The 24,648-nt window shown below is 73.0% G+C and carries 19 protein-coding genes and 1 pseudogene; 15 read left to right on the top strand and 5 right to left on the bottom strand.

Features of this window, described 5'->3' with window-relative positions:
* Window positions 1-222 precede the first annotated feature (222 nt).
* Window positions 223-408, bottom strand: coding sequence for a 50S ribosomal protein L28 (rpmB, locus tag OG899_RS06900; RefSeq protein WP_125496160.1), 186 nt, complete (start codon window positions 406-408; stop codon window positions 223-225).
* 275 nt (window positions 409-683) lie between these two features.
* Between rpmB and OG899_RS06895 the strand changes: the two genes are divergently transcribed.
* From OG899_RS06895 to mutM, 9 genes are all read left to right on the top strand, one after another.
* Entirely contained in the window at window positions 684-2,465 is a 1,782-nt protein-coding gene (locus OG899_RS06895; RefSeq protein WP_168131265.1) for a DAK2 domain-containing protein, read from the top strand.
* 182 nt (window positions 2,466-2,647) lie between these two features.
* A complete protein-coding gene (recG, locus tag OG899_RS06890) occupies window positions 2,648-4,915 on the top strand; it encodes an ATP-dependent DNA helicase RecG (protein WP_406310935.1) in 2,268 nt (755 codons plus the stop codon).
* 50 nt (window positions 4,916-4,965) lie between these two features.
* The gene (rsmD, locus tag OG899_RS06885) at window positions 4,966-5,553 is read left to right on the top strand and encodes a 16S rRNA (guanine(966)-N(2))-methyltransferase RsmD (protein ID WP_125496157.1); all 588 of its coding nucleotides are present in this window, start codon (window positions 4,966-4,968) and stop codon (window positions 5,551-5,553) included.
* 26 nt (window positions 5,554-5,579) lie between these two features.
* A complete protein-coding gene (coaD, locus tag OG899_RS06880; RefSeq protein ID WP_221886877.1) occupies window positions 5,580-6,059 on the top strand; it encodes a pantetheine-phosphate adenylyltransferase in 480 nt (159 codons plus the stop codon).
* A 110-nt stretch (window positions 6,060-6,169) separates the two neighbouring features.
* Window positions 6,170-7,246 carry an ATP synthase F0 subunit B gene (locus tag OG899_RS06875; RefSeq protein ID WP_168131267.1) on the top strand — a complete coding sequence of 359 codons (1,077 nt, stop codon included), beginning with the start codon at window positions 6,170-6,172 and terminating at the stop codon, window positions 7,244-7,246.
* 154 nt (window positions 7,247-7,400) lie between these two features.
* The gene (locus OG899_RS06870; protein ID WP_125496154.1) at window positions 7,401-8,045 is read left to right on the top strand and encodes a DUF177 domain-containing protein; all 645 of its coding nucleotides are present in this window, start codon (window positions 7,401-7,403) and stop codon (window positions 8,043-8,045) included.
* Window positions 8,046-8,047: 2 nt separating this feature from the next.
* Window positions 8,048-8,221 carry a 50S ribosomal protein L32 gene (gene rpmF / locus OG899_RS06865; protein ID WP_125496153.1) on the top strand — a complete coding sequence of 58 codons (174 nt, stop codon included), beginning with the start codon at window positions 8,048-8,050 and terminating at the stop codon, window positions 8,219-8,221.
* Between the two features lie 7 nt (window positions 8,222-8,228).
* On the top strand, window positions 8,229-9,050 hold the full coding sequence (gene rnc, locus OG899_RS06860; RefSeq protein ID WP_125496152.1) for a ribonuclease III: 822 nt from the start codon (window positions 8,229-8,231) through the stop codon (window positions 9,048-9,050).
* Between the two features lie 106 nt (window positions 9,051-9,156).
* Window positions 9,157-10,017, top strand: coding sequence for a bifunctional DNA-formamidopyrimidine glycosylase/DNA-(apurinic or apyrimidinic site) lyase (gene mutM, locus OG899_RS06855; RefSeq protein ID WP_125496151.1), 861 nt, complete (start codon window positions 9,157-9,159; stop codon window positions 10,015-10,017).
* Here mutM and OG899_RS06850 read toward each other — a convergent pair.
* Together OG899_RS06850 and OG899_RS06845 are read right to left on the bottom strand one after the other, a co-directional pair.
* Window positions 9,990-10,436, bottom strand: a complete 447-nt coding sequence (locus OG899_RS06850) for a helix-turn-helix domain-containing protein (protein WP_168131268.1) — start codon at window positions 10,434-10,436, stop codon at window positions 9,990-9,992. The two genes, mutM and OG899_RS06850, sit on opposite strands and share 28 nt — an antisense overlap.
* 182 nt (window positions 10,437-10,618) lie before the next feature.
* On the bottom strand, window positions 10,619-11,569 hold the full coding sequence (locus OG899_RS06845) for a CAP domain-containing protein (protein ID WP_168131269.1): 951 nt from the start codon (window positions 11,567-11,569) through the stop codon (window positions 10,619-10,621).
* Window positions 11,570-11,740: 171 nt separating this feature from the next.
* On the opposite strand from OG899_RS06845, the gene OG899_RS06840 reads away from it, so the two are divergent.
* The 4 genes from OG899_RS06840 (at window position 11,741) to OG899_RS06825 (ending at window position 18,163) form a co-directional block, all read left to right on the top strand.
* Window positions 11,741-12,022, top strand: coding sequence for an acylphosphatase (locus OG899_RS06840; RefSeq protein WP_125499433.1), 282 nt, complete (start codon window positions 11,741-11,743; stop codon window positions 12,020-12,022).
* A gap of 368 nt (window positions 12,023-12,390) precedes the next feature.
* Window positions 12,391-12,594, top strand: coding sequence for a hypothetical protein (locus OG899_RS06835; protein ID WP_125499434.1), 204 nt, complete (start codon window positions 12,391-12,393; stop codon window positions 12,592-12,594).
* Window positions 12,595-12,869: 275 nt separating this feature from the next.
* Window positions 12,870-16,427 carry a chromosome segregation protein SMC gene (smc, locus tag OG899_RS06830; RefSeq protein ID WP_125499435.1) on the top strand — a complete coding sequence of 1,186 codons (3,558 nt, stop codon included), beginning with the start codon at window positions 12,870-12,872 and terminating at the stop codon, window positions 16,425-16,427.
* 323 nt (window positions 16,428-16,750) lie between these two features.
* Window positions 16,751-18,163, top strand: a complete 1,413-nt coding sequence (locus tag OG899_RS06825; protein WP_125499436.1) for a sugar porter family MFS transporter — start codon at window positions 16,751-16,753, stop codon at window positions 18,161-18,163.
* A gap of 727 nt (window positions 18,164-18,890) precedes the next feature.
* On the opposite strand, the gene OG899_RS06820 is transcribed toward OG899_RS06825, so the two are convergent.
* Window positions 18,891-20,372 (bottom strand): cytosine permease, encoded by a 1,482-nt coding sequence (locus OG899_RS06820; RefSeq protein ID WP_125499437.1) that lies wholly within the window; start codon window positions 20,370-20,372, stop codon window positions 18,891-18,893.
* Window positions 20,373-20,626: 254 nt separating this feature from the next.
* On the opposite strand from OG899_RS06820, the gene ftsY reads away from it, so the two are divergent.
* Window positions 20,627-21,838: a signal recognition particle-docking protein FtsY gene (gene ftsY / locus OG899_RS06815; protein ID WP_125499438.1), complete on the top strand. Its 1,212-nt coding sequence runs from the start codon at window positions 20,627-20,629 to the stop codon at window positions 21,836-21,838.
* Between the two features lie 144 nt (window positions 21,839-21,982).
* Here the strand turns inward: ftsY and OG899_RS06810 are convergent.
* Window positions 21,983-22,642, bottom strand: a pseudogene (locus tag OG899_RS06810) (bifunctional DNA primase/polymerase); the annotation flags it as partial.
* Window positions 22,643-23,090: 448 nt separating this feature from the next.
* On the opposite strand from OG899_RS06810, the gene OG899_RS06805 reads away from it, so the two are divergent.
* A complete protein-coding gene (locus OG899_RS06805; protein WP_125499440.1) occupies window positions 23,091-24,566 on the top strand; it encodes a hypothetical protein in 1,476 nt (491 codons plus the stop codon).
* The last annotated feature ends 82 nt before the right edge of the window (window positions 24,567-24,648 follow it).

The raw sequence follows: 24,648 nt of genomic DNA, 5'->3' as shown, positions 1-24,648 counted from the left end.
CGACGGCCGGAACCTGCCGTCGTCTCACGGGCACGGGCGGGCCCCCGCGGACCGCTCGGGGCACACCGCGGACCGCGCAGGGCACGCCGGCAGGGCAGCACGGAGCACGCCCGAGGACCGCCCGCGGCCCGCTCACGGCACGCCAAAAAGCCGACCCACCCGGAGGTGGGCCGGCTCGATGCGGCAAGGGACAGTGGCCGCGCGCTCAGCCGTAGCTGTGCGTCAGCGCGAGACCTTGCCGGCCTTGATGCACGAGGTGCAGGCGTTCACGCGCTTCGGCGTCCCGCCGACCACCGCACGCACACGCTGGATGTTGGGGTTCCAGCGGCGGGACGTACGGCGGTGCGAGTGCGAGATGTTGTTGCCGAAGCCCGGCCCCTTGCCGCAGACGTCGCAGGTGGCAGCCACGGGTCACTCCAAAGACTTCAGATGCACTTACGGTTGATCCCGGCATGCCGGGAACCAGACCTCGGGCTCCCACGGAGCGGTCTGACATCCAGGTGGCGTTGCCAGGGGATAAGCCCGATCAGGATCGGGCAACCGGAGCAGCATACATCGGCCGCTCCCGCCTAGTGAAACTACCATGACCGCCGCATCAACCTCACCGGGCCTGTTCCGGAGGGCGGCCGCCCGGCCGATACCCTGCGTCCAGCTCGGCAGCTCAGCAGCTCAGGGAGGCGCAGGTGGCGCAGGTGCCGCAGACGTTCGACGCGCCGGCGGTGCGCACCTGGTGCTCTCTGGCGCTGCGGGCGCTCGGGCGGGCGCGCGAGGAGATCGACGCGATCAACGTCTACCCCGTGGCCGACGGGGACACCGGCACCAACCTGTACCTGACCGTGGAGTCCGCGGTCGCCGCCGTGGAGGCCGTCTTCGCCGCCCACGAGGCCGGCCGGAGCGGCGCGGCCGGTGCGCCGGGCCCCTCGCTGGCCGAGGCGGCGCACGCGATGGCGCACGGCGCGCTCATCGGCGCCCGCGGCAACTCCGGAACCATCCTCGCCCAGCTGCTGCGCGGCATGGCCCAGGTGCTGGCCGGCGACGGCGACGGTGCCCGCGCCGACGGGCACGGCCTGCGGCGCGCCCTGCGGCACGCCGCCGACTCGGCCCGGCAGGCCGTCGCCCACCCCGTCGAGGGCACGGTGCTGTCCGTCGCCGCGGCCGCCGCCGAGGCCGCCACCGGCGCCGACGGCGACTGCGGCACGGTCGCCCGCGCCGCCTACGAGGGCGCCCGCGCGGCCCTCGCCGAGACCCCCGGCCAGCTGGCCGCCCTGCGCCGCGCCGGGGTCGTCGACGCCGGCGGCCGGGGCCTGGTCGCGGTGCTCGCGGCCCTGGTGGAGACGTTCACGGGCGAGATGCCGGCTCCGCTCCCGGCCCGCCGGCAGGCCGCGACGGTACCGGCGGGTGCGGCGGGGCCGGGCCCGGCAGGACGGCCGGTCGTGCCGCACGCCCGGGTAGGGGCCGCGGGGGAGGACACCCCGCGGTCCGACACCCCGCGGCCCGGGGAGGCCGCCGAGCCCTGCGCGGAGCCCGGCGCTCCGCAGGGCGGCCCGGCCTTCGAGGTGACCTATCTGCTGGAGGCCGACGACGACGCCGTCGCCCGGCTGCGGCAGCGGCTCGACGCGCTGGGGGAGTGCCTGGTCGTGGTCGGCGGCGACGGGCTGTGGAACGTGCATGTGCACGTCGACGACGCCGGCGCCGCCGTGGAGGCGGGCGTCGAGGCCGGCCGTCCCCACCGCATCCGGATCACCCACTTCGGCGCGGACGACGCGCACATCGTGCCCGCCGGCCGGCCGCTGCCCGAGCGCGCCCAGCGCGCCGTGGTCGCGGTCGTGCCCGGCGAGGGCCTGGCCCGGCTGTGCGCCGAGGCCGGGGCGACCACGGTGCTCGCCCGGCCCGGCGAGCTCCCGGCCAGCGGGGAACTCCTGCAGGCCCTGCGGCGCGCCCACGCCCACGAGGTGGTGCTGCTGCCGGGCGACGCCGAGCTGTACGACCCCGCCGCCGCGGCCGCCGAGCAGGCCCGCGCGGAGGGGGTCCGGGTCGCCCTCATCCCGACCCGCTCGCCGGTCCAGGGCCTGGCCGCCCTCGCCGTGCACGAGCCGGGGCGCCGCTTCGACGAGGACGTGGTCGCGATGACCTCCGCGGCCGGCGCCACCCGCCACGCCGAGGTGACCGTCGCCGAGCGCCGCGCGTGGACGAGCGCCGGCATCTGCCAGGCCGGGGACGTCCTCGGCCTCATCGAGGGCGACGTCGCCCTGATCGGCTCCGACGTCGGCGACACCGCCGTGACCGTCCTGGACCGCATGCTGGCCGCCGGCGGCGAACTGGTCACCCTGGTCCTCGGCGACGACGCCCCGGAGGACCTCGCCGGCCGGCTGGAGCGCCACGTCCGCGAGTCCTACCTGGCCGTGGACACGGTGGTCTACCACGGAGGCAGGCAGGGCGCGTTGCTGCTCGTCGGCGTGGAGTGACCCGTGGGGTGACCCCGGAGCCCGGCGGGTTCCTCCGGGACCGGCGGGGCTCTCCTGGACCTCCGTCTTCTCCGAGCGCGCCGGGCGCTGTCCGCAGGCGCTGTCAGCCGTCGCCGTCAGCGCCAGCGGCAGCCGTCACCGGGCCGGGCGCCGGCACCGGACTGTCAGTGGCGTGGTGTGCAATGGACTGCGTGCCCGCACTGGACGAACCACTGAAGAAGGTGCTCGGCCCCGCCACCGCCAAGGTGATGGCCGAGCATCTCGGCCTGCACACCGTCGGCGACCTCCTCCACCACTACCCGCGCAGATACGAGGAGCGCGGCCGCCTCACCCGCCTCGCCGACCTGCCCCTGGACGAGCACGTCACCGTGGTCGCCCAGGTCGCCGACGCCCGTCTGCACACCTTCGCCTCCTCCCGGGCGCCCCGCGGCAAGGGACAGCGCCTGGAGGTGACGATCACCGACGGCAGCGGCCGGCTCCAGCTGGTCTTCTTCGGCAACGGCGTGCACAAGCCCCACAAGGAACTCCTGCCCGGCACCCGCGCGATGTTCGCCGGCAAGGTCTCCGTCTTCAACCGCCGGCTGCAACTGGCGCACCCGGCGTACGAGTTGCTGCGCGACGACGGCGACGGCGCCGTGCGGTCCGCCGAGTCCTGGGCGGGCGCGCTCATCCCCATCTACCCCGCCACGGCGAGACTGGAGTCCTGGAAGATCGCCAAGGCGGTGCAGACCGTGCTGCCCAGCGCCCAGGAGGCCGTCGACCCGCTGCCCGAGACGCTGCGCGCGGGCCGCGGCCTGCTCCCGCTGCCCGAGGCCCTGACCAGGATCCACCGCCCGCGCACCAAGGCGGACGTCGCCGAGGCCCGCGCCCGGCTGAAGTGGGACGAGGCCTTCGTCCTCCAGGTGGCCCTCGCCCGCCGCCGGCACGCCGACGCCCAGCTGCCCGCCGTGGCCCGCAGGCCCCGACCCGACGGCCTGCTCAAGGCCTTCGACGCCCGGCTGCCGTTCACCCTGACCGAGGGCCAGCAGAAGGTCTGCCGGGAGATCTTCGCGGACCTGGCCGCCGAACACCCCATGCACCGGCTGCTGCAGGGCGAGGTCGGCTCCGGCAAGACCCTCGTCGCCCTGCGCGCCATGCTCGCCGTCGTCGACGCCGGCGGGCAGGCCGCGCTGCTCGCGCCCACCGAGGTGCTGGCCCAGCAGCACCACCGCTCCATCACCGAGATGATGGGCGAGCTGGCCAGTTGGGGACTGTGGCGCGAGCCGTCCGCGGACGGCGACGGGCAGTCGGCCGGCGAGGCCCGGCCGGGCGGGACCGAGCACGCCACCAAGGTGGTGCTGTTCACCGGCTCCATGAGCGCCGCCGCCCGCCGTCAGGCCCTGCTCGACCTGGCCACCGGCGAGGCGGGCATCGTCATCGGCACCCATGCGCTGATCGAGGACAAGGTGCAGTTCCACGACCTGGGGCTGGTGGTCGTGGACGAGCAGCACCGTTTCGGCGTCGAACAGCGCGACGCCCTGCGCAGCAAGGGCCGGCAGCCACCGCACCTGCTGGTCATGACCGCCACGCCCATCCCGCGCACGGTCGCGATGACGGTCTTCGGCGACCTGGAGGTCTCCGTCCTGGACCAGCTCCCGGCCGGCCGCTCGCCCATCGCCACCCATGTCGTCCCGGCCGCCGACAAGCCGCACTTCCTCACCCGCGCCTGGGAGAGAGTGCGCGAGGAGGTCGCGCAGGGGCACCAGGCGTACGTGGTGTGCCCCCGCATCGGGGACGAGGAGGACGACGCGGCCAAGGGCGCCGGGAAGGCCGCGGACGCCGAGACGGCCGACCGCCGTCCGCCGCTCGCCGTGCTCGACGTGGCCGACCGGCTGGCCCGCGGGCCGCTCGCGGGCCTGCGGGTGGAGGCGCTGCACGGCCGGATGCCGCCCGACGACAAGGACGCGGTCATGCGCCGCTTCGCGGCGGGCGAGACGGACGTCCTGGTCGCCACCACCGTCATCGAGGTCGGCGTCAACGTCCCCAACGCCACCGTGATGGTGATCATGGACGCCGACCGCTTCGGCGTCTCCCAGCTGCACCAGCTGCGCGGCCGCGTCGGCCGCGGCTCGGCACCCGGACTGTGCCTGCTGGTCACCGAGATGCCCGGGGCGAGCGCCGCCCGGCAGCGGCTCGACGCGGTCGCCGCCACCACGGACGGCTTCGAACTCTCCCGCATCGACCTGGAGCAGCGGCGCGAGGGCGACGTCCTCGGCCAGGCCCAGTCCGGCGCCCGGTCCTCCCTGCGCGTCCTCGCCGTCATCGACGACGAGGAGATCATCGCCGAGGCACGCCAGGAGGCCGCGGCGGTCGTGGCCGCCGACCCGGAGCTGGAGCGGCTGCCGGCCCTGCGCACGGCCCTGCGGGCCCTGCTGGACGAGGAGCGGGAGCAGTACCTGGAGAAGGGCTGACAGACTGGGATCACTCACCCCAGTGCGCCGAGCGACAAGGATTCGAGAGCATGACCCGCGTGATCGCCGGCCGGGCCGGCGGACGCCGCCTGGCCGTCCCGCCCGGGACCGGTACCCGGCCCACCTCCGACCGGGCACGGGAAGGGCTGTTCTCCACCTGGCAGTCCCTGCTCGGCGGCCCCCTGGACGGCGAACGCGTCCTGGACCTGTACGCCGGCTCCGGCGCCGTGGGCCTGGAGGCACTCTCCCGCGGCGCCGGGCACACCCTGTTGGTGGAGGCCGACGCCCGGGCCTTCCGCACCCTGCGGCAGAACGTGCGCACCCTGGGCCTTTCCGGCGCCGAGGTCAGATGCGGCAAAGCGGAGCAGATCGTGCGCACCGCCCCGCCGGCCGAGCCGTACGACATCGTCTTCCTCGACCCGCCGTACGCCGTTCCGGACGGCGATCTGCGGGAGATTCTCCTCACACTCCGCCACACGGGATGGCTCGCCGAGGACGCCCTCGTCACCGTGGAGCGCAGCACCAGGGGTGGCGAATTCCACTGGCCGGAGGGGTTCGTGGCGCTGCGGGCCCGGCGCTACGGTGAAGGAACCTTTTGGTACGGTCGCGCCGCCGCTACGTGCGAAGACGCACGATGACCGGACCGGAGAGCGAGGGATCACTAGTGCGCCGCGCCGTCTGTCCCGGGTCGTTCGACCCGATCACCAACGGGCATCTCGACATCATCGCCCGCGCCTCCCGCCTGTACGACGAGGTCTACGTGGCGGTGATGATCAACAAGTCGAAGAAGGGCCTGTTCGAGATCGAGGAACGCATCGATCTCATCCGTCAGGTCACCGGCGAGTACGCCAACGTCCGCGTGGAGTCCTTCCACGGCCTGCTCGTCGACTACTGCAAGCAGCGCGACATCCCCGCCATCGTCAAGGGCCTGCGCGCCGTCAGCGACTTCGACTACGAACTGCAGATGGCCCAGATGAACAACGGCCTCTCCGGTGTCGAGACGCTGTTCGTGCCCACCAACCCCACCTACAGCTTCCTGTCGTCCTCCCTGGTCAAGGAGGTCGCGGCCTGGGGCGGCGACGTCTCGCACCTGGTGCCGCCGCAGGTGCTGGACGCCCTGACGCGCAAACTGCGCAAGGACTGAATCCCGCGCGCGACCTGACCGGTCGTCACACCCGGTGTCGGGCGGCCGCCGCGTGGTCGTACAGTCGTCCCGTCCGTCTCCAACACCTCGGCAGGAGTGGCGAGCACACCGTGGACGTGCAGAAGAAGCTCGACGAGATCGTGGCCACGGTCTCCGGCGCCCGGTCCATGCCCATGTCGGCCTCGTGCGTGGTCAACCGCGCGGAACTGCTCGGGATGCTGGAGGAGGTCCGCCAGGCGCTGCCCGGCTCCCTCGCCCAGGCCCAGGAGCTGATCGGGGACCGCGACCAGGTCGTGGAGGAGGCCCGGCGCGAGGCCGAGCGGATCATCGAGTCCGCCCACGCCGAACGCGGCTCGCTGATCGCCGACACCGAGATCGCCCGGCGCGCCCAGGCCGAGGCCGACCGGATCCTCGCCGAGGCCCGCAAGGAGGCCGAGGAGATCCGCGCCGAGGCCGACGACTACGTCGACTCCAAGCTCGCCAACTTCGAGGTCGTCCTCACCAAGACCCTCGGCTCGGTCGGCCGCGGCCGGGAGAAGCTCCTCGGCACCGGCCCCGGCCTCGACGAGGACGGCTACGAGGACGAGGACGCGCCCGAGCGCAGTCACGACCCCGAGACCCTGCGCCGCAACGCGGACGCCTACGTCGACGCCAAGCTGGGCGCCTTCGAGGCGGTCCTGGCCAAGACCCTGGAGGCCGTCGGACGGGGCCGGCAGAAGCTGCACGGCCGCATCGCCACCGACGATCTCGGCGCCCTCGCCGACGACACCACGACCTACCAGCACTCCAGCGACGCCGACTACCTCGCCGGCCTCGCGTCCCTCGCCGACTCCCCGGCGCCCGCGGCGTCCGCGCCCGCTCCGCAGCAGCCGGCCTACGACCCGCAGTCGTCCTACGGCTACGCCCAGGAGCAGGCGCAGAGCGACCCCTACGGCTACGGGCAGGGTTACGGCGGGCAGGCCGACCCGTACGGCTACCAGCAGGCCGACCCGTACGCCGCCGGCGGCTACGCGCAGGCGCCCGGCTACGACCCGCAGACGTCCGCCTACGACCCTCAGCAGGCCCAGCAGGCCCAGCAGACGCAGCAGTCCCGGCAGAGCTACGCTCTGGACGAGACGAGCCTGTTCGACACCAGCATGATCAGCGCCGAGCAGCTGCGGGCCTACGAGCAGGGGCGCGGGCTGTAGCGGCGACAGCCCGCACCGGTCGGCGCCGAGGCCGCGGATTGGGCCGGAGGCGCAAGGTCCGTTATCCTGACTGTTCGGTCGCGCCTACGTCCGCGATCAGCGCTGCCCGGACGACACCACCGCGGCGGCGTCCCCACGAGTTCGGAAAGCAGGAATGGCTCACAACGCCCGCCTCGACCACCGCAACCCTCTCGTGCTCGACACGCACGAGCTGGGACGGCGGCCCGGCGCGTTGCAGCGCCTGTCCCGCTCGGTCCCCGCACCGAAGGACCTCGGTCTCAAGGGAGTCGTCGGGGTGCCCGAGGGCGCACCGGTCGAACTCGAGATCCGGCTCGAGTCGGTCATGGAAGGTGTCCTGGTGACAGGGACCGCCCGTGCACGGGCCGAGGGGGAGTGCGTAAGGTGTCTGGAGCCGCTTCGACTGGACCTCGAAGCGGACTTCCAGGAGATGTTCTCGTACCCTGACGCCGACGACCGGGGCCGCGTGAGCGCGGAACCGGGCGACGACGCCGAGGACGACGAGGACATGCTCTTTGTCGAGGACGGTCTGATCGACCTCGAATCCACGCTGCGGGATGCGGTGGTGCTCGCACTGCCGATGCAGCCGGTGTGCCAGGAAGACTGTCCGGGACTGTGCTCCGAGTGCGGGGTACGGCTCGCGGACGACCCGGACCACCACCACGACGCCGTCGACATCCGTTGGGCGGCATTGCAGGGACTCGCCGACTCCCTCAGGGACGGCGAGAAGGACGAGACCAGCGGCGCCGATGCGAGCGCCGACGAGAAGCAGGAGAAGTAGCCGTGGCCGTTCCGAAGCGGAAGATGTCGCGCAGCAACACGCGCCACCGCCGGTCGCAGTGGAAGGCTGCGGTCCCCACCCTGGTTGCGTGCGAGCGCTGCCACGAGCCGAAGCTGCAGCACACCGCGTGCCCGTCGTGCGGCACCTACAACAAGCGCCAGGTCCTCGAGGTCTGAGCGGCTGGTGAGAGGCACCGTGTCCACGGCGAAGAAGAACTCTTCCCGCGCGAGCGGGAGTGGCCCATCGGACAACAAAGCCTCGTCCCACACGCTTCTGGAAGGGCGGCTCGGCTACAAGGTCGAGTCCGCCCTTCTGGTGCGAGCGCTGACCCACCGTTCCTACGCGTACGAGAACGGCGGTCTGCCGACGAACGAACGACTGGAGTTCCTCGGCGACTCCGTCCTGGGCCTCGTCGTCACGGACACGCTGTACCGCACCCACCCCGACCTGCCCGAGGGCCAGCTGGCCAAGCTGCGGGCCGCGGTGGTCAACTCGCGTGCGCTGGCGGAGGTGGGCCGCGGGCTCGACCTGGGGTCCTTCATCCGGCTCGGCCGCGGTGAAGAAGGCACGGGCGGCCGGGACAAGGCATCCATCCTCGCCGACACCCTGGAAGCGGTGATCGGCGCGGTCTATCTCGACCAGGGGCTGGAGGCGGCCGCCGAACTGGTGCACCGCCTGTTCGATCCGCTGATCGAGAAGTCCTCCAACCTCGGCGCCGGCCTGGACTGGAAGACCAGTCTGCAGGAGCTGACCGCGACCGAGGGGCTCGGCGTTCCCGAGTACCTGGTCACGGAGACCGGCCCCGACCACGAGAAGACCTTCACTGCTGCCGCCCGCGTCGGAGGCGTCTCGTACGGCACCGGCACCGGCCGCAGCAAGAAGGAGGCGGAGCAGCAGGCCGCCGAGTCCGCCTGGCGGGCCATCCGGGCCGCCGCGGACGAACGCGCCAAGCAGCAGGCCGGCGAGGCCGCCGCGGACGGCGACACGTCGACCGCCACCGCCTGACAGAGCAGTCCCGAGCGCCCGCACCCCGAGCCGCCCGGCTCGCGGTGCGGGCGCTCTCACCGTCCACCGGACCGCAGCCGGCTGCGGTCCGCCCCCAGGGGTCCGCATGCCCGAGTTGCCCGAGGTCGAGGTCGTCCGGCGCGGCCTGGAGCGGTGGGTCGCCCACCGCTCGGTCACCGACGCCGAGGTGCTGCATCCGCGCGCCGTGCGCCGCCATCCGGCCGGGCCCGAGGACTTCGTGCAGCGCCTCAAGGGCCGGCACATCGGCACGCCCCGCCGGCGCGGCAAGTATCTGTGGCTGCCGCTGGAGGAGTCCGGCGAGTCGGTCCTGGCCCACCTGGGCATGAGCGGCCAGCTGCTGGTCCAGCCCCACGAGGCACCGGACGAGAAACATCTGCGGGTGCGTATCCGCTTCGCCGACGAGCTGGGCACCGAACTGCGCTTCGTCGACCAGCGCACCTTCGGCGGCCTGTCCCTGCACCCCGACACGCCCGAGGGCCTGCCCGAGGTCATCGCCCACATCGCCCGGGACCCGCTGGACCCGTTGTTCGACGAGGACGCCTTCCACCGGGCGCTGCGCCGCAAGCGCACCACGATCAAACGGGCCCTGCTCGACCAGTCCCTGATCAGCGGCGTCGGCAACATCTACGCCGACGAGGCGCTGTGGCGGGCCCGTGTCCACTACGACCGCCCCACGGCCGGTTTCACCCGGCCGCGCACGGCCGAGCTGCTGACCCACATCCGCGACGTGATGAACGCGGCCCTGGCCGTCGGCGGGACCAGCTTCGACAGCCTCTACGTCAACGTCAACGGCGAGTCCGGCTACTTCGACCGGTCCCTGGACGCCTACGGACGCGAGGGCCTGCCCTGCCGCCGCTGCGGCACCCCGATACGCCGACGGCCCTGGATGAACCGTTCCAGTTACTTCTGCCCGAGGTGTCAGCGCCCGCCCCGCGCGGCGTCGTGACGCGCACGGGCCGCCAGCACCTCGTCCATCCGGCCCTCCACGCACTCGATGAGGGCCAGCAGCCGCTCGGCGACCTCACGGCCGAGCGGGGTCAGCTCGTAGTCCACGCGGGGCGGGTTCGCCGGCCGCGCCTCGCGGTGCACCAGACCGTCGCGCTGCAGCGTGTGCAGGGTCTGGGACAGCATCTTCTCGCTCACCCCGTCCACGCGCCGGCTCAGCTGGGTGAAGCGCAAAGACCCCTCGTACAGGGCGCCCAGGACGAGCGCCCCCCACCGTCCCGTCACGTGCTCCAGCGTGCCGCGCGACGGACAGGCCCGGGCGAAGACGTCGTACGGGGGATTCGCCTGTGCGGCATCGCGCGCAGGGTGGTCCGGCGCCGGGTGCTCCTGCCGCGCGACGCACTCCGGGGTGAGGCCCATGACCGAAGCGTACGCGACCCGGGCGCGGCCCCGCAGGGAGCACCGAACCGGCGGGCCCCGGCCGCGACCGGGGCCGCCCGTCACACGGACCGGCGATCCGCTTCGTCCGCACCTTCCGCCGTCGTCGAGGTCGAGGGCCGGGTGCGCAGGAGGAGGCCGCCCGCCCGGGCCGGACGGTGGTGTCAGTACCCGAAGTCCTGCGTCCACCACGGTCCGCCCGGACCGTAGTGGACGCCCACGCCCAGGGTGGTGAAGTCGCAGTTGAGGATGTTGGCCCGGTGGCCGGGGCTGTTCATCCAGGAGTCCATCACCGACTCGGGGTCGGGCTGGCCGCGGGCGATGTTCTCGCCGCCGAGGTCGGTGATGCCGGCCCGGGCCGCCCGGTCCCACGGTGTGGCGCCGCTGGGATCGGTGTGGTCGAAGAAGCCCTGCTCGGCCATGGCCCGGCTGAAGTTCTCGGCCAGCGAGGCCAGCGCCTTGCTCGCGGTCAGCGGACGGCAGCCCGCCGCGGCCCGCTCCTGGTTGACCAGCGCCAGTACCTGCGCCTCGGCCGAGGCCGCCGAGCCGTCCTGCTGCCCGGAGCGGATCGGTGCCGCAGTGGTGCGGGACGGTGTGCCGGCCCGTGCCGCGGGCGAGTCCGCGGACGCGATGGCCGGCTCGGTGGCGCGCGGGGCGGCCGGGGGTGCGGCGGAGGCGGACGCCGATGCGGAGGCGGACGGGGTGGGGGAGGCCGGCGGGCGGCTGCTGCGGCTCGCGGCGGGTGTGCTCGGCCGGCTGCCGGGAACCGCATCGGCGGATGCTCGGTCCTGCGCGCTCTCGCCGACCGGCGGCGCGCTCGCGGCCCGCACCTGCTCCGGGCCGTCGCCCGCGCCCCCCGGCAGGAAGGAGGGCAGGCCGGGGAGCACGCCGCTGGAGACCGCGACCGTGCCGAGGGCGACCGCGGCCGAGACGCCGAGCAGGCCGGTGCGGACCGGTCCGGCGGCCCGCCGCCTGCGGTGGCCTCGTCCCGTACGGTCCTCGGCATGCGGTGTCCCGGACCCGTGGGCCGGTGCGTGGCCGCCGTGGGGGTCCGTCGTCCCGGTGGCACGGTCCGTGGTGGCGCGGCCGGCGGCGGAGCGTCGGTGGCGTCCCATGTCCTGGCCCTCCCCGTCCCAGCGGCGGCGTACCGCGCACTGGGCCGTCGCGATCAACCGGACTCACTCGATCGAGTGAGTTTCAGATGAGATGCATCGGACCGGGACGGTACCGCATGACGCGGCCGACCGGACGTGCCCTCACGGACATCGCCCGGTTAGGTTGCAGTCATGAGCGAGGAAGTGCGACTGGTCGCGTGGGTGCGCGGACATGTCCAAGGCGTGGGGTTCCGCTGGTTCACCCGGGCACGGGCGCTGGAGATCGGCGGCCTGCGGGGTTTCGCCCTGAACCTGGACGACGGCCGGGTGCAGGTCGTGGCGGAAGGCCCCAAGGAGGGGTGCGAGCAGCTGCTCGCCTGGCTGAAGAACGGCGACACGCCCGGACGTGTGGACGGGGTGACCGAGATCTGGGACACACCCCGCGGCGGCTACGACGGCTTCGCGATCCGCTGAGCGCGCCCCCGGCCCCGGGCGGGCCACGCCCTCGCTACGCACCGCGTCGGTGGAAAACGAGCAGGTGACCGAGGACGTGCCGGGGGTCACGCACCGTGCTTTGCCGCCGGACGTCACCGCGGAGCGCGCCGACGGCCGCGGCGGGCGTCCGGGCGGGCCCCGGCACGCGCACGCGGGGACACCGTTCGATACGGGGCGTGATCGTGTTGACCGTCAAACTTTTTGGTGAGACGCTGAAAGCCCGCGCACCTGAAGCTGTTTGGCATGGAAGAAAGGCCGCACGACGACCAGTGCCAGGCACTGCGGGTGCGAATCCCTCACGACCCACACCGCATCGGTCGGTCACTCATTGTGGAGGACCATCCATCATGGCAAAGGCGCTTCTCGGTTACGTCGGCGGCTGTGACCCGCGACTCCTCGCCGAGATGCGGCGGCTCCAGCAGCGCGTCCAGGACCTGGAAGCCGAACTCGTACGGATTCAGGCGGAGAACGACGCGCTGACGGCCAACGCTTCTCGCGACAGGGTCGTGGAGCGTGTCGACGCGAACCAGGCGGAGCCTGCGCTCACCTGATCACTGCATCGCACCACGACACGGTGGTCGGGCTGTCGTCAACCGCCCAGTTCTCAGCGTTGCAAGGGGCGCTTCGGCGTCCCTTCTTTCCTGCCCCCGCGTCTTCCCTGCCCGCGCCCTGTCGTCCTCCCGGCGTCCCCCGCGTCCGCCGTCCGCCCTGCCCCGCGCACCCGTCCGGCTCTTGATTCTGATGTGCCCTGCAAGGTCATGCGCGAAACCGCGCGCTTGCGAGGGTTCGTGGAGTGCGGTAAAGGCGCCGGGTAAAGTGCGGCGGCGTGCACCTCAAGGCCCTGACCCTGCGGGGGTTCAAGTCGTTCGCATCGGCGACCACACTCCGGTTCGAACCGGGCATCACCTGCGTCGTCGGCCCCAACGGCTCGGGCAAGTCCAACGTCGTCGACGCGCTCAGCTGGGTCATGGGCGAGCAGGGCGCCAAGTCGCTGCGCGGCGGCAAGATGGAGGACGTCATCTTCGCCGGCACCACCGGCCGCCCGCCCCTCGGCCGGGCCGAGGTGTCCCTGACCATCGACAACTCCGACGGCGCGCTGCCCATCGAGTACACCGAGGTCACCATCACGCGGACCATGTTCCGCAACGGCGGCAGCGAGTACCGGATCAACGGCGACACCTGCCGTCTGCTGGACATCCAGGAACTGCTGTCCGACTCCGGCATCGGCCGGGAGATGCACGTCATCGTCGGCCAGGGACAGCTCGACTCCGTCCTGCACGCCGACCCCTCCGGCCGCCGCGCCTTCATCGAGGAGGCCGCCGGCGTCCTCAAACACCGCAGACGCAAGGAGAAGGCGCTCAGGAAACTGGACGCGATGCAGGCCAACCTCGCCCGCGTCCAGGACCTCGCCGACGAGCTGCGCCGCCAGCTCAAACCCCTGGGCCGCCAGGCCGCCGTGGCCCGCAAGGCCGCCGTCATCCAGGCCGAGCTGCGCGACGCCCGCCTGCGCCTGCTCGCCGACGACCTCGTACAGCTCCGCGAGGCCCTGCAGGCCGAGATCGCCGACGAGGCGGCCCTGAAACAACGCAAGGACGCCGCCGAGGCCGAACTGAACAAGGCCCTCCAGCACGAGGCCCGGCTGGAGGAGGAGACCCGCCGGCTCGCCCCGCGCGTGCAGCGCGCCCAGCAGACCTGGTACGAGCTGAGCCGGCTGGCCGAACGGGTCCGCGGCACCGTCTCGCTCGCCGACGCCCGCGTGCACAGCGCCACCACCCAGCCCGTCGAGGAACGCCGCGGACGCGACCCGGAGGACCTGGAACGCGAGGCCGCCCGCATCCGCGACCAGGAAGCCGAACTGGAGGCGGCCCTCGAGGCGGCCCGGCGGGCCCTGGAGGACACCGTCGCCCACCGCGCCGAGCTGGAACGCGAACTCGCCGCCGAGGAACGCCGCCTGAAGGACGTCGCCCGCGCCATCGCCGACCGCCGCGAAGGGCTGGCCCGGCTCGGCGCCCAGGTCAGCGCGGCCCGCTCGCGCGCCGCCTCCGCGCAGGCCGAGATCGACCGTCTGGCCACCGCCCGGGACGAGGCCCAGGAACGCGCGACACGCGCACAGGAGGAGTACGAGGCACTGCGCGCCGAGGTCGACGGAGCCGAGGAGGACGAGGACGCGCTCGCCGCGCAGCACGAGACGGCGAAGGCGGCGCTCGCCGAGGCGGAGGACGCCCTGGCCACCGCCCGCGAGGCCGCGGCGGACGCCGAACGCCGCCGGGCCGCCACCCAGGCCCGGCACGACGCCCTCGCACTGAACCTGCGCCGCAAGGACGGCACGGGCGCCCTGCTGGAGGCGAAGGACCGCCTCGCCGGACTGCTCGGCCCGGCCGCCCGGCTGCTGACCACCGCCCCCGGTCACGAGACCGCCCTGGCCGCCGCCCTCGGCGCAGCCGCGGACGCCGTCGTGGTGGCCACACCCGCCGCGGCCGCCGACGCCCTGCGCCTGCTGCGCGACCAGGACGCGGGCCGGGCCACCCTGCTGGTCTCCGCAGCACCGGAGCCGGCCGCCGCCCCGCCCACGCCGCCCCTCGCCCACCCCTTCGCCGCCGACCTGGTCCAGGGACCCGCCGAGCTGATGCCCGCGGTGCGCCGGCTGCTGCACGGGATCGTGGTCGTGGACACCCTCGAGGAGGCGGAGAAGCTGGTGGCGGCGCACCCCCACCTCACCGCCGTCACCGCCGAGGGCGACCTGTTCGCCGCGCACCTCGCCCAGGGCGGGTCGGCCGGCGCGCCCAGCCTGCTCCAGGTGCAGGCCGCCGTGGACGAGGCGGCCGCGCAGCTGGCGGACCTCGAGGTGCGCTGCGCCGGGCTGACCGAGGCCCGGCAGCGGGCCGAGGAACGGCGCGCGCAGTGCGCCGCACTGGTCGAGGAACTGGGGGAGCGGCGGCGGGCCGCCGACCGGGAGCGGTCGGCCGTCGCCCAGCAGCTCGGCCGGCTCGCCGGGCAGGCCCGGGGCGCCGCCGGGGAGGCGGAGCGCGCCGCGGCCGCCGCCGCCCGCGCGCAGGAGACGCTCGACGCCGCGCTCGCCGAGGCCGAGGAACTCGCCGAACGCCTCGCCGCCGCCCAGGAAGCGCCCGTCGAGGAGGAGCCCGACACCTCCGTACGGGACCGGCTCGCCGCCGACGGTGCCAACGCCCGGCAGACCGAGATGGAGGCCCGCCTCCAGGTCCGCACCCACGAAGAGCGGGTCAAGGCCCTGGCCGGCCGGGCCGACGCGCTGGACCGGGCCGCCCGCGCCGAACGCGAGGCCCGGGCGCGGGCCGAGCAGCGGCACGCCCGGCTGCGTCACGAGGCGGCCGTCGCCCGGGCCGTCGCCGCGGGCGCCCGGCAACTGCTGGCGCACATCGAGGTCTCCGTGGCCCGCGCCGAGCAGGAGCGGGTCGCCGCCGAGGCGGCCAAGGAACGGGCCGAGCAGGAGCTGGCCGCCGCCCGCACCGCGGCCCGCGACCTGAAGACCGAGCTGGACAAGCTGACCGACTCCGTCCACCGCGGCGAGGTGCTCGGCGCCGAGAAACGGCTGCGTATCGAACAGCTGGAGACCAAGGCCCTGGAAGAACTCGGCGTCCAGCCGTCGGTGCTGGTCGAGGAGTACGGGCCGCACCAGCCGGTGCCGCCCTCGCCGCCCGCCGACGGCCAGGCGGCGCCCGACGACCCGGACGACCCGCGCAACCGGCCCCGGCCCTTCGTCCGGGCCGAGCAGGAGAAACGGCTGAAGGCCGCCGAACGCGCCTACCAGCAGCTCGGCAAGGTCAACCCGCTCGCCCTGGAGGAGTTCGCGGCGCTGGAGGAACGGCACCGGTTCCTCAGCGAGCAGCTGGAGGACCTGAAGAAGACCCGGGCCGATCTGCTGCGGGTCGTCAAGGAGGTCGACGAGCGTGTCGAGCAGGTCTTCACCGAGGCCTTCCGCGACACCGCACGCGAGTTCGAGGGCGTGTTCAGCCGGCTCTTCCCCGGCGGTGAGGGCCGCCTCGTGCTCACCGACCCGGACCACATGCTCACCACCGGCGTGGACGTGGAGGCCCGCCCGCCGGGCAAGAAGGTCAAGCGGCTGTCCCTGCTCTCCGGCGGCGAGCGCTCGCTGACCGCCGTCGCCCTGCTGGTGTCGATCTTCAAGGCCCGCCCGAGCCCGTTCTACGTCATGGACGAGGTCGAGGCCGCCCTGGACGACACCAATCTCCAGCGGCTGATCGGCATCATGCGGGAGCTGCAGGAGACCTCGCAGCTCATCGTGATCACGCACCAGAAGCGCACCATGGAGGTGGCCGACGCCCTGTACGGCGTGTCCATGCAGGGCGATGGTGTGTCGAAAGTCATCAGCCAGCGGCTGCGCTGACCCGACCGGGCCACCGAGGGCCCGTACCCCCTGTGCCCACGGCCCCGCCGCGGCCCGCGGACCGCGGCGGGGCCGCCGTGCGACGTACCGAAACCGCCGCGTGGTTCCGCGTGTTCGGGGGAGACAGGCCCGCGCTTCCTACTCGATTTCACAAGTTGAATGCAAGCCCGACACGCAGCCGGGTCAAAGTCACATGGGTTCAACTATTGACTTCGAAACTTGAAGGCATAGTCTCTGCAACGTTGCTTTTACCTTCAGGTCATGCGATCTGAAGGCGATGACCCCCTCCCCGGCAGCGTTGCCGGTGTGCCCGAGGAGTACACGTGACCAGCACAGCGCAGGCGCCAACATCGCGAACGGCTCATCCCGACCATCTCGGGCACGTCGTCTTCATCGCCGCGGCGGCCGCCATGGGCGGGTTCCTGTTCGGCTACGACAGCTCCGTGATCAACGGCGCGGTCGAGGCGATACGCGACCGTTACGACATCGGCTCCGCAGCGCTGGCCCAGGTCATCGCGATCGCCCTGATCGGGTGCGCCGTCGGTGCCGCGGCCGCGGGCCGCATCGCCGACCGGATCGGCCGCATCCGCTGCATGCAGATCGCCGCCGTCCTGTTCACCGTCAGCGCGGTCGGATCCGCCCTCCCCTTCAGCCTGTGGGACCTCGCCCTGTGGCGTGTCATCGGCGGTTTCGCCATCGGCATGGCCTCGGTCATCGGCCCCGCCTATATCGCCGAGGTCGCCCCGCCCGCCTACCGCGGCCGTCTCGGCTCCTTCCAGCAGGCCGCGATCGTCATCGGCATCGCCGTCTCCCAGCTGGTCAACTGGGGCCTGCTCAACGCCGCCGACGGTGACCAGCGCGGCGAGCTGATGGGCCTGGAGGCCTGGCAGGTCATGCTCGGTGTGATGGTCGTCCCGGCCGTCCTGTACGGGCTGCTCTCCTTCGCCATCCCCGAGTCCCCGCGCTTCCTGCTCTCCGTCGGTCGCCGTGACCGCGCCCGCGAGATCCTCGCCGAGGTCGAGGGCGGGAACATCGACCTGGACGCCCGCGTGGCCGAGATCGAGGCCGCGATGAAGAGCGAGCACAAGTCCACCTTCAAGGACCTGCTCGGCGGCAGCTTCTTCTTCAAGCCGATCGTCTGGATCGGCATCGGCCTGTCGGTCTTCCAGCAGTTCGTCGGCATCAACGTCGCGTTCTACTACTCCTCGACGCTGTGGCAGTCGGTCGGCGTCGACCCGACGGACTCGTTCTTCTACTCGTTCACGACCTCGATCATCAACATCGTCGGCACCGTGATCGCGATGATCTTCGTGGACCGTGTGGGTCGCAAGCCGCTCGCCGTCATCGGCTCCGTCGGCATGGTGATCGGCCTGGCGCTGGAGGCCTGGGCGTTCTCCTACGACCTGGTCGACGGCAAGCTGCCCGCCACCCAGGGCTGGGTCGCCCTGATCGCCGCCCACGTCTTCGTCCTCTTCTTCGCGCTCTCCTGGGGCGTGGTCGTGTGGGTCTTCCTCGGCGAGATGTTCCCGAACCGGATCCGCGCCGCCGCCCTGGGCGTGGCCGCCTCCGCGCAGTGGATCGCCAACTGGGCCATCACCGCGAGCTTCCCGTCGCTGGCCGACTGGAACCTCTCCGGCACCTACGTGATCTACACGGTCTTCGCCGCGCTCTCCATCCCGTTCGTCCTGAAGTTCGTCAAGGAGACGAAGGGCAAGAAGCTGGAGGAGATGGGCTGAGCCGACCGGCCTGCCCCACGAACCCGGGGAGAAGGGCTAAGAAAGACCCCGCTGCCCCTCTCCTCGCACTGTGCGCCGCCCCCGCCCGGCACCCGCCGGCGGGGGCGGCGCTTCGTCGTCTCCGCCGCCGCGGACCACGAGGCGTGCGACGCGAGGGTGCCGACACCCCTTCTTCCTTCCCTGCGGCGCCGGCTACCGGGCCAGGCGGTACGCCTGCTGACCTTGCCGAGGTCTCTCCTGCTCGTCCGGCTTGCGGACCGGCCGGGCCTTTCTCGTCGGACCGGTCCGCCCCGGCAGCTCGGCGATGCGGTCCGGAGAGACCCGGGCAACCCCGACCATGTGCTCTCGGCGACGGTGTCGTAGGCCACGCGGCCGGCATGCGGGTAGGTCGGTCGGCTCGGGCATGGCCGAGGACACCAGGGCCCGTCCGCTCTTGTCGGTTGTCCCTCACCGAGCCGTCCTTCACCGAGCGCCGGCCACCGGAAGGGGCGGTGGGCCCTGACCGCCCGGCCGTCCCAGCGGTACGAGCCGCAGCCGTGCACGGACGACGACCCTCTCCCTGAACGACGAACGTCCCTGCCCCGGACGACGAACGCCCCTGCCCCCGGACGACGACGCCCCTGTCCCCGTAGACGGACTAGACGGACGTCCCCCTCCCACCACGAGGCGAGAGGGGGACGTCCGTCTACGGGAAGGGTGGACCGGGGCCGGACACCGGACCCGGTCGTCAGGCGCGCACGGACTCCGGCCGGGCGGCGGATCCGGCGGCCGAGGCGCCGGCGGCGTCCGCGTCCGCAGGGGACGACGGGGCGACCACCGCCGGCTTGGGCAGCACCAGGTACAGCACGCCGGAGATCACGATGGTGGCCACCCAGCCGAGGCCGTACTCACCGATGACGTTGTTGTGCGCCAGGGGGCCGGTGAACCAGTCGGAGGTGGTGAACATCAGGCCCGCGACCAGGCCGATCGCCCAGGCGGCCACGGCGGCGGGGGAGAAGCCGCCGGTGTACCAGTAGGCGCTGGTGCGCGTGGTGTCGGCCATGGCGCGGCCGTCGTACTCGGTGCGCCGCAGCATGTCGGCGCCGAAGACGCCCACCCAGGCGGAGAAGGCGACCGCGAGCAGCGACAGGAAGGCGATGAACGAGCCCATGAAGCTGGTCGCCACGAGCATCAGCACACCGCCGAAGCCCAGCGAGATCACGGCGTTGACCGACACCGCCCAGTGACGGGGGATCCTGAAGCCCAGGGTCTGCGCGGTGAAGCCCGCCGAGTACATCGACATCGCGTTGATCAGCAGCATGCCGATCAGGGCGATCAGCAGGTACGGCACAGCGATCCAGGTGGGCAGGATCTCGCCGAGGAAGGACACCGGGTCGGAGGCCGAGGCCAGGTCGGGCGTGGAGACCGCCATGACCGTGCCCATGAGCACCATGGGCAGCACGACGATGCCGGCGCCGCCCACCGAGTGGCCCACGATCGCCTTGGACGACGCGGTGCGCGGCAGGTAGCGGGTGAAGTCCGGTGCGGTCGGGATCCAGCTGACGCCGCCCGCCGCGATCATGCCGATGCCGGTGATGACCGCCGCGGTCGAACCGGCGGGGCGGGAGAACACGTTCGACCAGTCGGTGTCCACGATCAGGTACACCAGGACCAGCACCGAGAACAGGCCGAAGAGATAGGTCGCGTACTGGTTGCACTTCTGGACGGCGTTGATGCCGAGCCCGGAGATCGCGAAGGTCGCGACGACGAAGGCCAGCAGCATCACGATGTCCAGCACGCTGTTGGCCTTCAGCCCGAACACGATGTCCAGGACGGTGAGCAGGGCGTAGGCGCCGGTGACCGCGTTGATGGTCTCCCAGCCCCAGCGGGCCACCCAGATCAGCGCGCCGGGCAGCAGGTTGCCGCGCTGCCCGAACACCGCGCGGGACAGCGCCATGCCGGGTGCGCCGCCGCGCTTGCCCGCGATGCCGATCAGGCCGACCAGGCCGTAGGACACCACCGGCGCCGCGACCGCGCAGACGACCGCCTGCCAGAAGGAGAGGTGGTAGGCGACGACGAGACTCGCGCCCATGGTGAGCAGCAGCACGCTGATGTTGGCGCCGACCCAGGTGGGGAACAGTTCGCGGGTCCGGCCGGTGCGCTCGGCGTCAGGGACCTGCTCGATGCCGCGCGTTTCCAGGGCACCTTCGGCCTGGACGGTCTTGCTCATGGAGAAAAATCCGTGCCTTGTCGTGGGGTGTGGGGGCGGTGGTGCGCGTGGGGGGATGAGGGGACGCCGATGTGGCGGCACACCGCGGCCCAGCGTTGCCGTCCGGACTCTACGCGTGTTGATCCTCGGGTGCCATCGTACTTTGATCCCACTCGTGACGGTACGTGGCCTTTGTCTCTTGGCGGAAACCACAAGCGGTCGGGCAAGCCGCAAACGGCCTTCGGTCACGGCCGATGGCTGATACTGGACGCGTTATGGAAACCATCATCCTTGCTGTAGTCATCGCCGTGGTGGTGCTCGGCGCGCTCGGCGGGCTCGTCGTCGGCAGCCGGCGGCGCAAGCCGCCGGTCGCACCGCCGCCCAGCCCCCCTGACCTCACCGCACCCGAGGCCGAGCCGCACGTCGGCGAAGAGGCCGAGACGCCGCGCGACGAGCCGCGGCGGACGATCGAGGAGGTGGACCTTCCGGAGGCCTCCGCGCCCACCACCGTGGAGGAGCCGCCGGTCGTCGAAGAACTCCCCGCGCCGCCGATCGAGATCCCCGAGCCGACGGCCGGCCGTCTGGTCCGGCTGCGCGCCCGGCTGTCCCGGTCGCAGAACGCCCTGGGCAAGGGCCTGCTCACCCTGCTGTCCCGCGAGCACCTCGACGAGGACACCTGGGAGGAGATCGAGGACACCCTGCTCACCGCCGACGTCGGGGTGCAGGCCACGCAGGAGCTGGTCGAGCGGCTGCGCGAGCGGGTCCGCGTGCTGGGCACCCGCACCCCGGAGGAGCTGCGCGCACTGCTGCGCGAGGAGCTGCTCACCCTGATCGGTCCCGACATGGACCGCACGGTGCGCACCGAGCCGGACACCGGCAAGCCGGGCATCGTGATGGTCGTCGGCGTCAACGGCACCGGCAAGACCACCACCACCGGCAAGCTGGCCCGTGTCCTGGTGGCCGACGGCCGCAGCGTGGTGCTCGGCGCCGCCGACACCTTCCGTGCCGCCGCCGCCGACCAGCTGCAGACCTGGGGCGAGCGGGTCGGCGCCCACACCGTGCGCGGCCCGGAGGGCGGAGACCCCGCCTCCGTCGCCTTCGACGCGGTCAAGGAGGGCAAGGAGCTGGGCGCCGACGTGGTGCTCATCGACACCGCCGGCCGGCTGCACACCAAGACCGGCCTGATGGACGAGCTGGGCAAGGTCAAGCGGGTCGTCGAGAAGCACGCCCCGCTGGACGAGGTGCTGCTGGTCCTGGACGCCACCACCGGTCAGAACGGACTGGTGCAGGCCCGCGTCTTCGCGGAGGTCGTGGACATCACCGGCATCGTGCTCACCAAGCTCGACGGTACGGCCAAGGGCGGCATCGTCGTCTCGGTCCAGCGCGAGCTGGGCGTCCCGGTCAAGCTGGTCGGACTCGGCGAGGGCGCGGACGACCTCGCCCCGTTCGAGCCGGAGGCGTTCGTTGACGCCCTCATCGGGGACTGACCGGCCGGCACCGGCCGATCGCCCCGCCCCGCACCACGGCGCCCGCTCCCCCGATCACCACGGCAAGGGGAGCGGGCGCCGTCGTGTGCCGGGGCTTCTGCGCCGGTCCGCGCGGGCGGCCCGGGGGAGAGGGGACGGGCCCTGCGCCCGCGAGCGGTGGGCGACGTAGGCCAGGGGGCCCAGCAGCAGACGCGCCTGCGGCGGCCGCGCCGCGTGCAGGTCCGGTGGACGCAGCCAGCGGACGGGGCCGCGGCCGCCCCGGTCGGAGGGCGGCGCGGTCAGATAGTGGCCGGTGCCCAGCCCGCGCACGTCCAGCGAGGCGGGGTCGTCCCAGCCCATGCGGTACAGCAGGCCGGGCAGCCGGGCCGCCGATCCGGGGGCGACGAAGAAGTGGGCGCGGCCGTCCGGGCCGGCCGTCACCGGGCCCAGGGGCAGGCCCATGCGCTCCATGCGCACCAGGGCCCGTCGTGCGGTGGACTCGGCGACCTCGATCGCGTCGAAGGCACGCCCGAGCGCGAACATCACCGTGGCGTCCGGCGTGCCGGCCCAGGCCCGGGTGACCTGCTCCAGCGTGGCGCCCGCCGGGACCTCGGGGGCGGACTCGAGGGGATGCGCGCCGGGGGCGGAGCAGTCCCGGCGGCCGCAGGAGCAGGACCCGGCGACGGCCCGTGCGCCGCGCACCACGTCCCACCCCCACAGGCTGGTGTACTCGGCCACCGCCGTGCACTCGGCGGAGCGGTACGACCGGCCGCGCCACCGGGTGCCGGTGCGGATCTCGCGCATCCCGCCGATCGTGAAGCCCATGCCCCCTCCAACGGTTCCGCCACCCGCTCGGTCACGGTGAGGATGCGGAACGTTACTCTCTGTGTTGCCCCGTCTCTGCGTCGCCACACCCGCGCGGCGTCCGGATGCGTCCCGAGTGGCGAGGTTCTCGGCGCGCGCCCTGTCGTGCTCCGGTCCACCTGATCGTCGGCGTGTCGTGTCGAGTGAAGCGCGGGAAGTTGACTCGAAGTTCATTCGAAGGGGTGGCGAATGGTGGCGATTCCGTCGCCCCTGTGGAGGGGGTAGTGATCGTAGGATTACTGTGAGTGTCGGGTCTCCGGGGGCGCAGGCGTCCGTGGGTATGCCGCAGGCAAGTCGTCCTTCCCTCCGGCGGGTGACAGCCGGGCCAGGGGCGGCCGTGCCGACCGGCGTCCCGCCCGGGCTCGGCGCACCCGGCGGCACAGGTTCTCAGGAAGGTGGGGGCGTTCCGGTGAGCGGCAACGGCGGCGGTACGAGCGCTGCGACGGACAAACGTCCGAACGAGCTGCTCGCGTCGTGGTTCACACGCAGCGGCTGGTCCAAGGGCGAACTCGCCCGGCAGGTCAACAGCCGCGCACGTGACATGGGGGCCGGCCACGTCTCCACCGACACCTCCCGCGTGCGGCGCTGGCTGGACGGGGAGAACCCGCGCGAGCCGATCCCCCGGATCCTGGCGGACCTGTTCTCCGAGCGCTTCGGCTGCGTGGTCTCCGTGGAGGACCTGGGTCTGCGCTCCACCCGTCCGTCGCCCTCGGCCATCGGGGTCGACCTGCCCTGGACGGGCCCGCAGACCGTGGCGCTGCTCAGCGAGTTCTCGCGCAGCGACCTGATGCTGGCGCGCCGCGGCTTCCTCGGCAGTTCGCTGGCGGTGGCCGCGGGACCCGCCCTCGTCGAACCGATGCAGCGCTGGCTCGTGCCCTCCCCGCCGGTGCCGCGCGACGACCCCGAGCCGTCCGCGGACCGCCGCCCCGGCCCGCTCTCCCGGCCGGAGCTGGACCTGCTGGAGACCACGACGAGGATGTTCCGCTCCTGGGACGCCCAGTGCGGCGGCGGCCTGCGCCGCAAGGCCGTCGTCGGCCAGCTGCACGAGGTGACCGACCTGCTCCAGGAGTCGCACCCCGAGGCCACCCGTCGGCGGCTGTTCAAGGTCGCCGCCGAGCTGGCCCAGCTGGCCGGCTGGATGAGCTACGACGTGGGACTCCAACCCACCGCGCAGAAGTACTTCGTCCTCGCCCTGCACGCCGCCAAGGAGGCCGGCGACCGTCCGCTCGGCTCGTACGTGCTGTCCAGCATGAGCCGGCAGATGATCCACCTCGGGCGCCCCGACGACGCCCTGCAGCTGATCCACCTCGCCCAGTACGGCAGCCGGGACTGCGCGAGCCCGCGCACCCAGGCCATGCTGTATGCGATGGAGGCCCGGGCCTGGGCCAACCTGGGCCGGCCCGCCCGGTGCACGCGGGCGGTGCGCCTGGCCGAGGACACCTTCGCGGAGGCCGCCGATGGGGACGAGCCCGACCCCGACTGGATCCGCTTCTTCTCCGAGGCCGAGCTGTCCGCCGAGACCGCCCACTGCTTCCGCGACCTCGCCTGGGTCGTCGGCCGCGGCCCGCACTACGCGGCTCAGGCGGAACCGCTGATGGACAAGGCCGTGCGGCTGTTCGCCGACGACCGGGCCCACCAGCGCTCCTACGCCCTGAACCTCGTCGGCATGGCCACCGTCCAGCTGCTGCGGCGCGAGCCCGAGCGGAGCGTCCACTATGTGACCCGAGCCCTGGAGGAGGCCAAGAAGGTCCGCTCCGAACGCGTCAACACCCGCATCCGCAAGACCGTCGACAGCGCGGTACGCGACTACGGCGACCTCGACGAGGTCGTCGCCCTGAGCGACACCCTCGCCGAAGCGCTGCCCGACGTCGCCGAGGCCGTCTGACGACGGCTCCCTCGAGCCCCGGCCGCGGCCGGCCCTCCTGAACTGCCCGACTCGGCTCCCCCATGCCAGGTCATCGGAAGGC

Origin of the sequence: Streptomyces thermoviolaceus (assembly GCF_045209695.1) — a bacterium.
Lineage (GTDB): Bacteria > Actinomycetota > Actinomycetes > Streptomycetales > Streptomycetaceae > Streptomyces > Streptomyces thermoviolaceus.
This window is presented reverse-complemented; position numbering and strand designations above follow the sequence as displayed.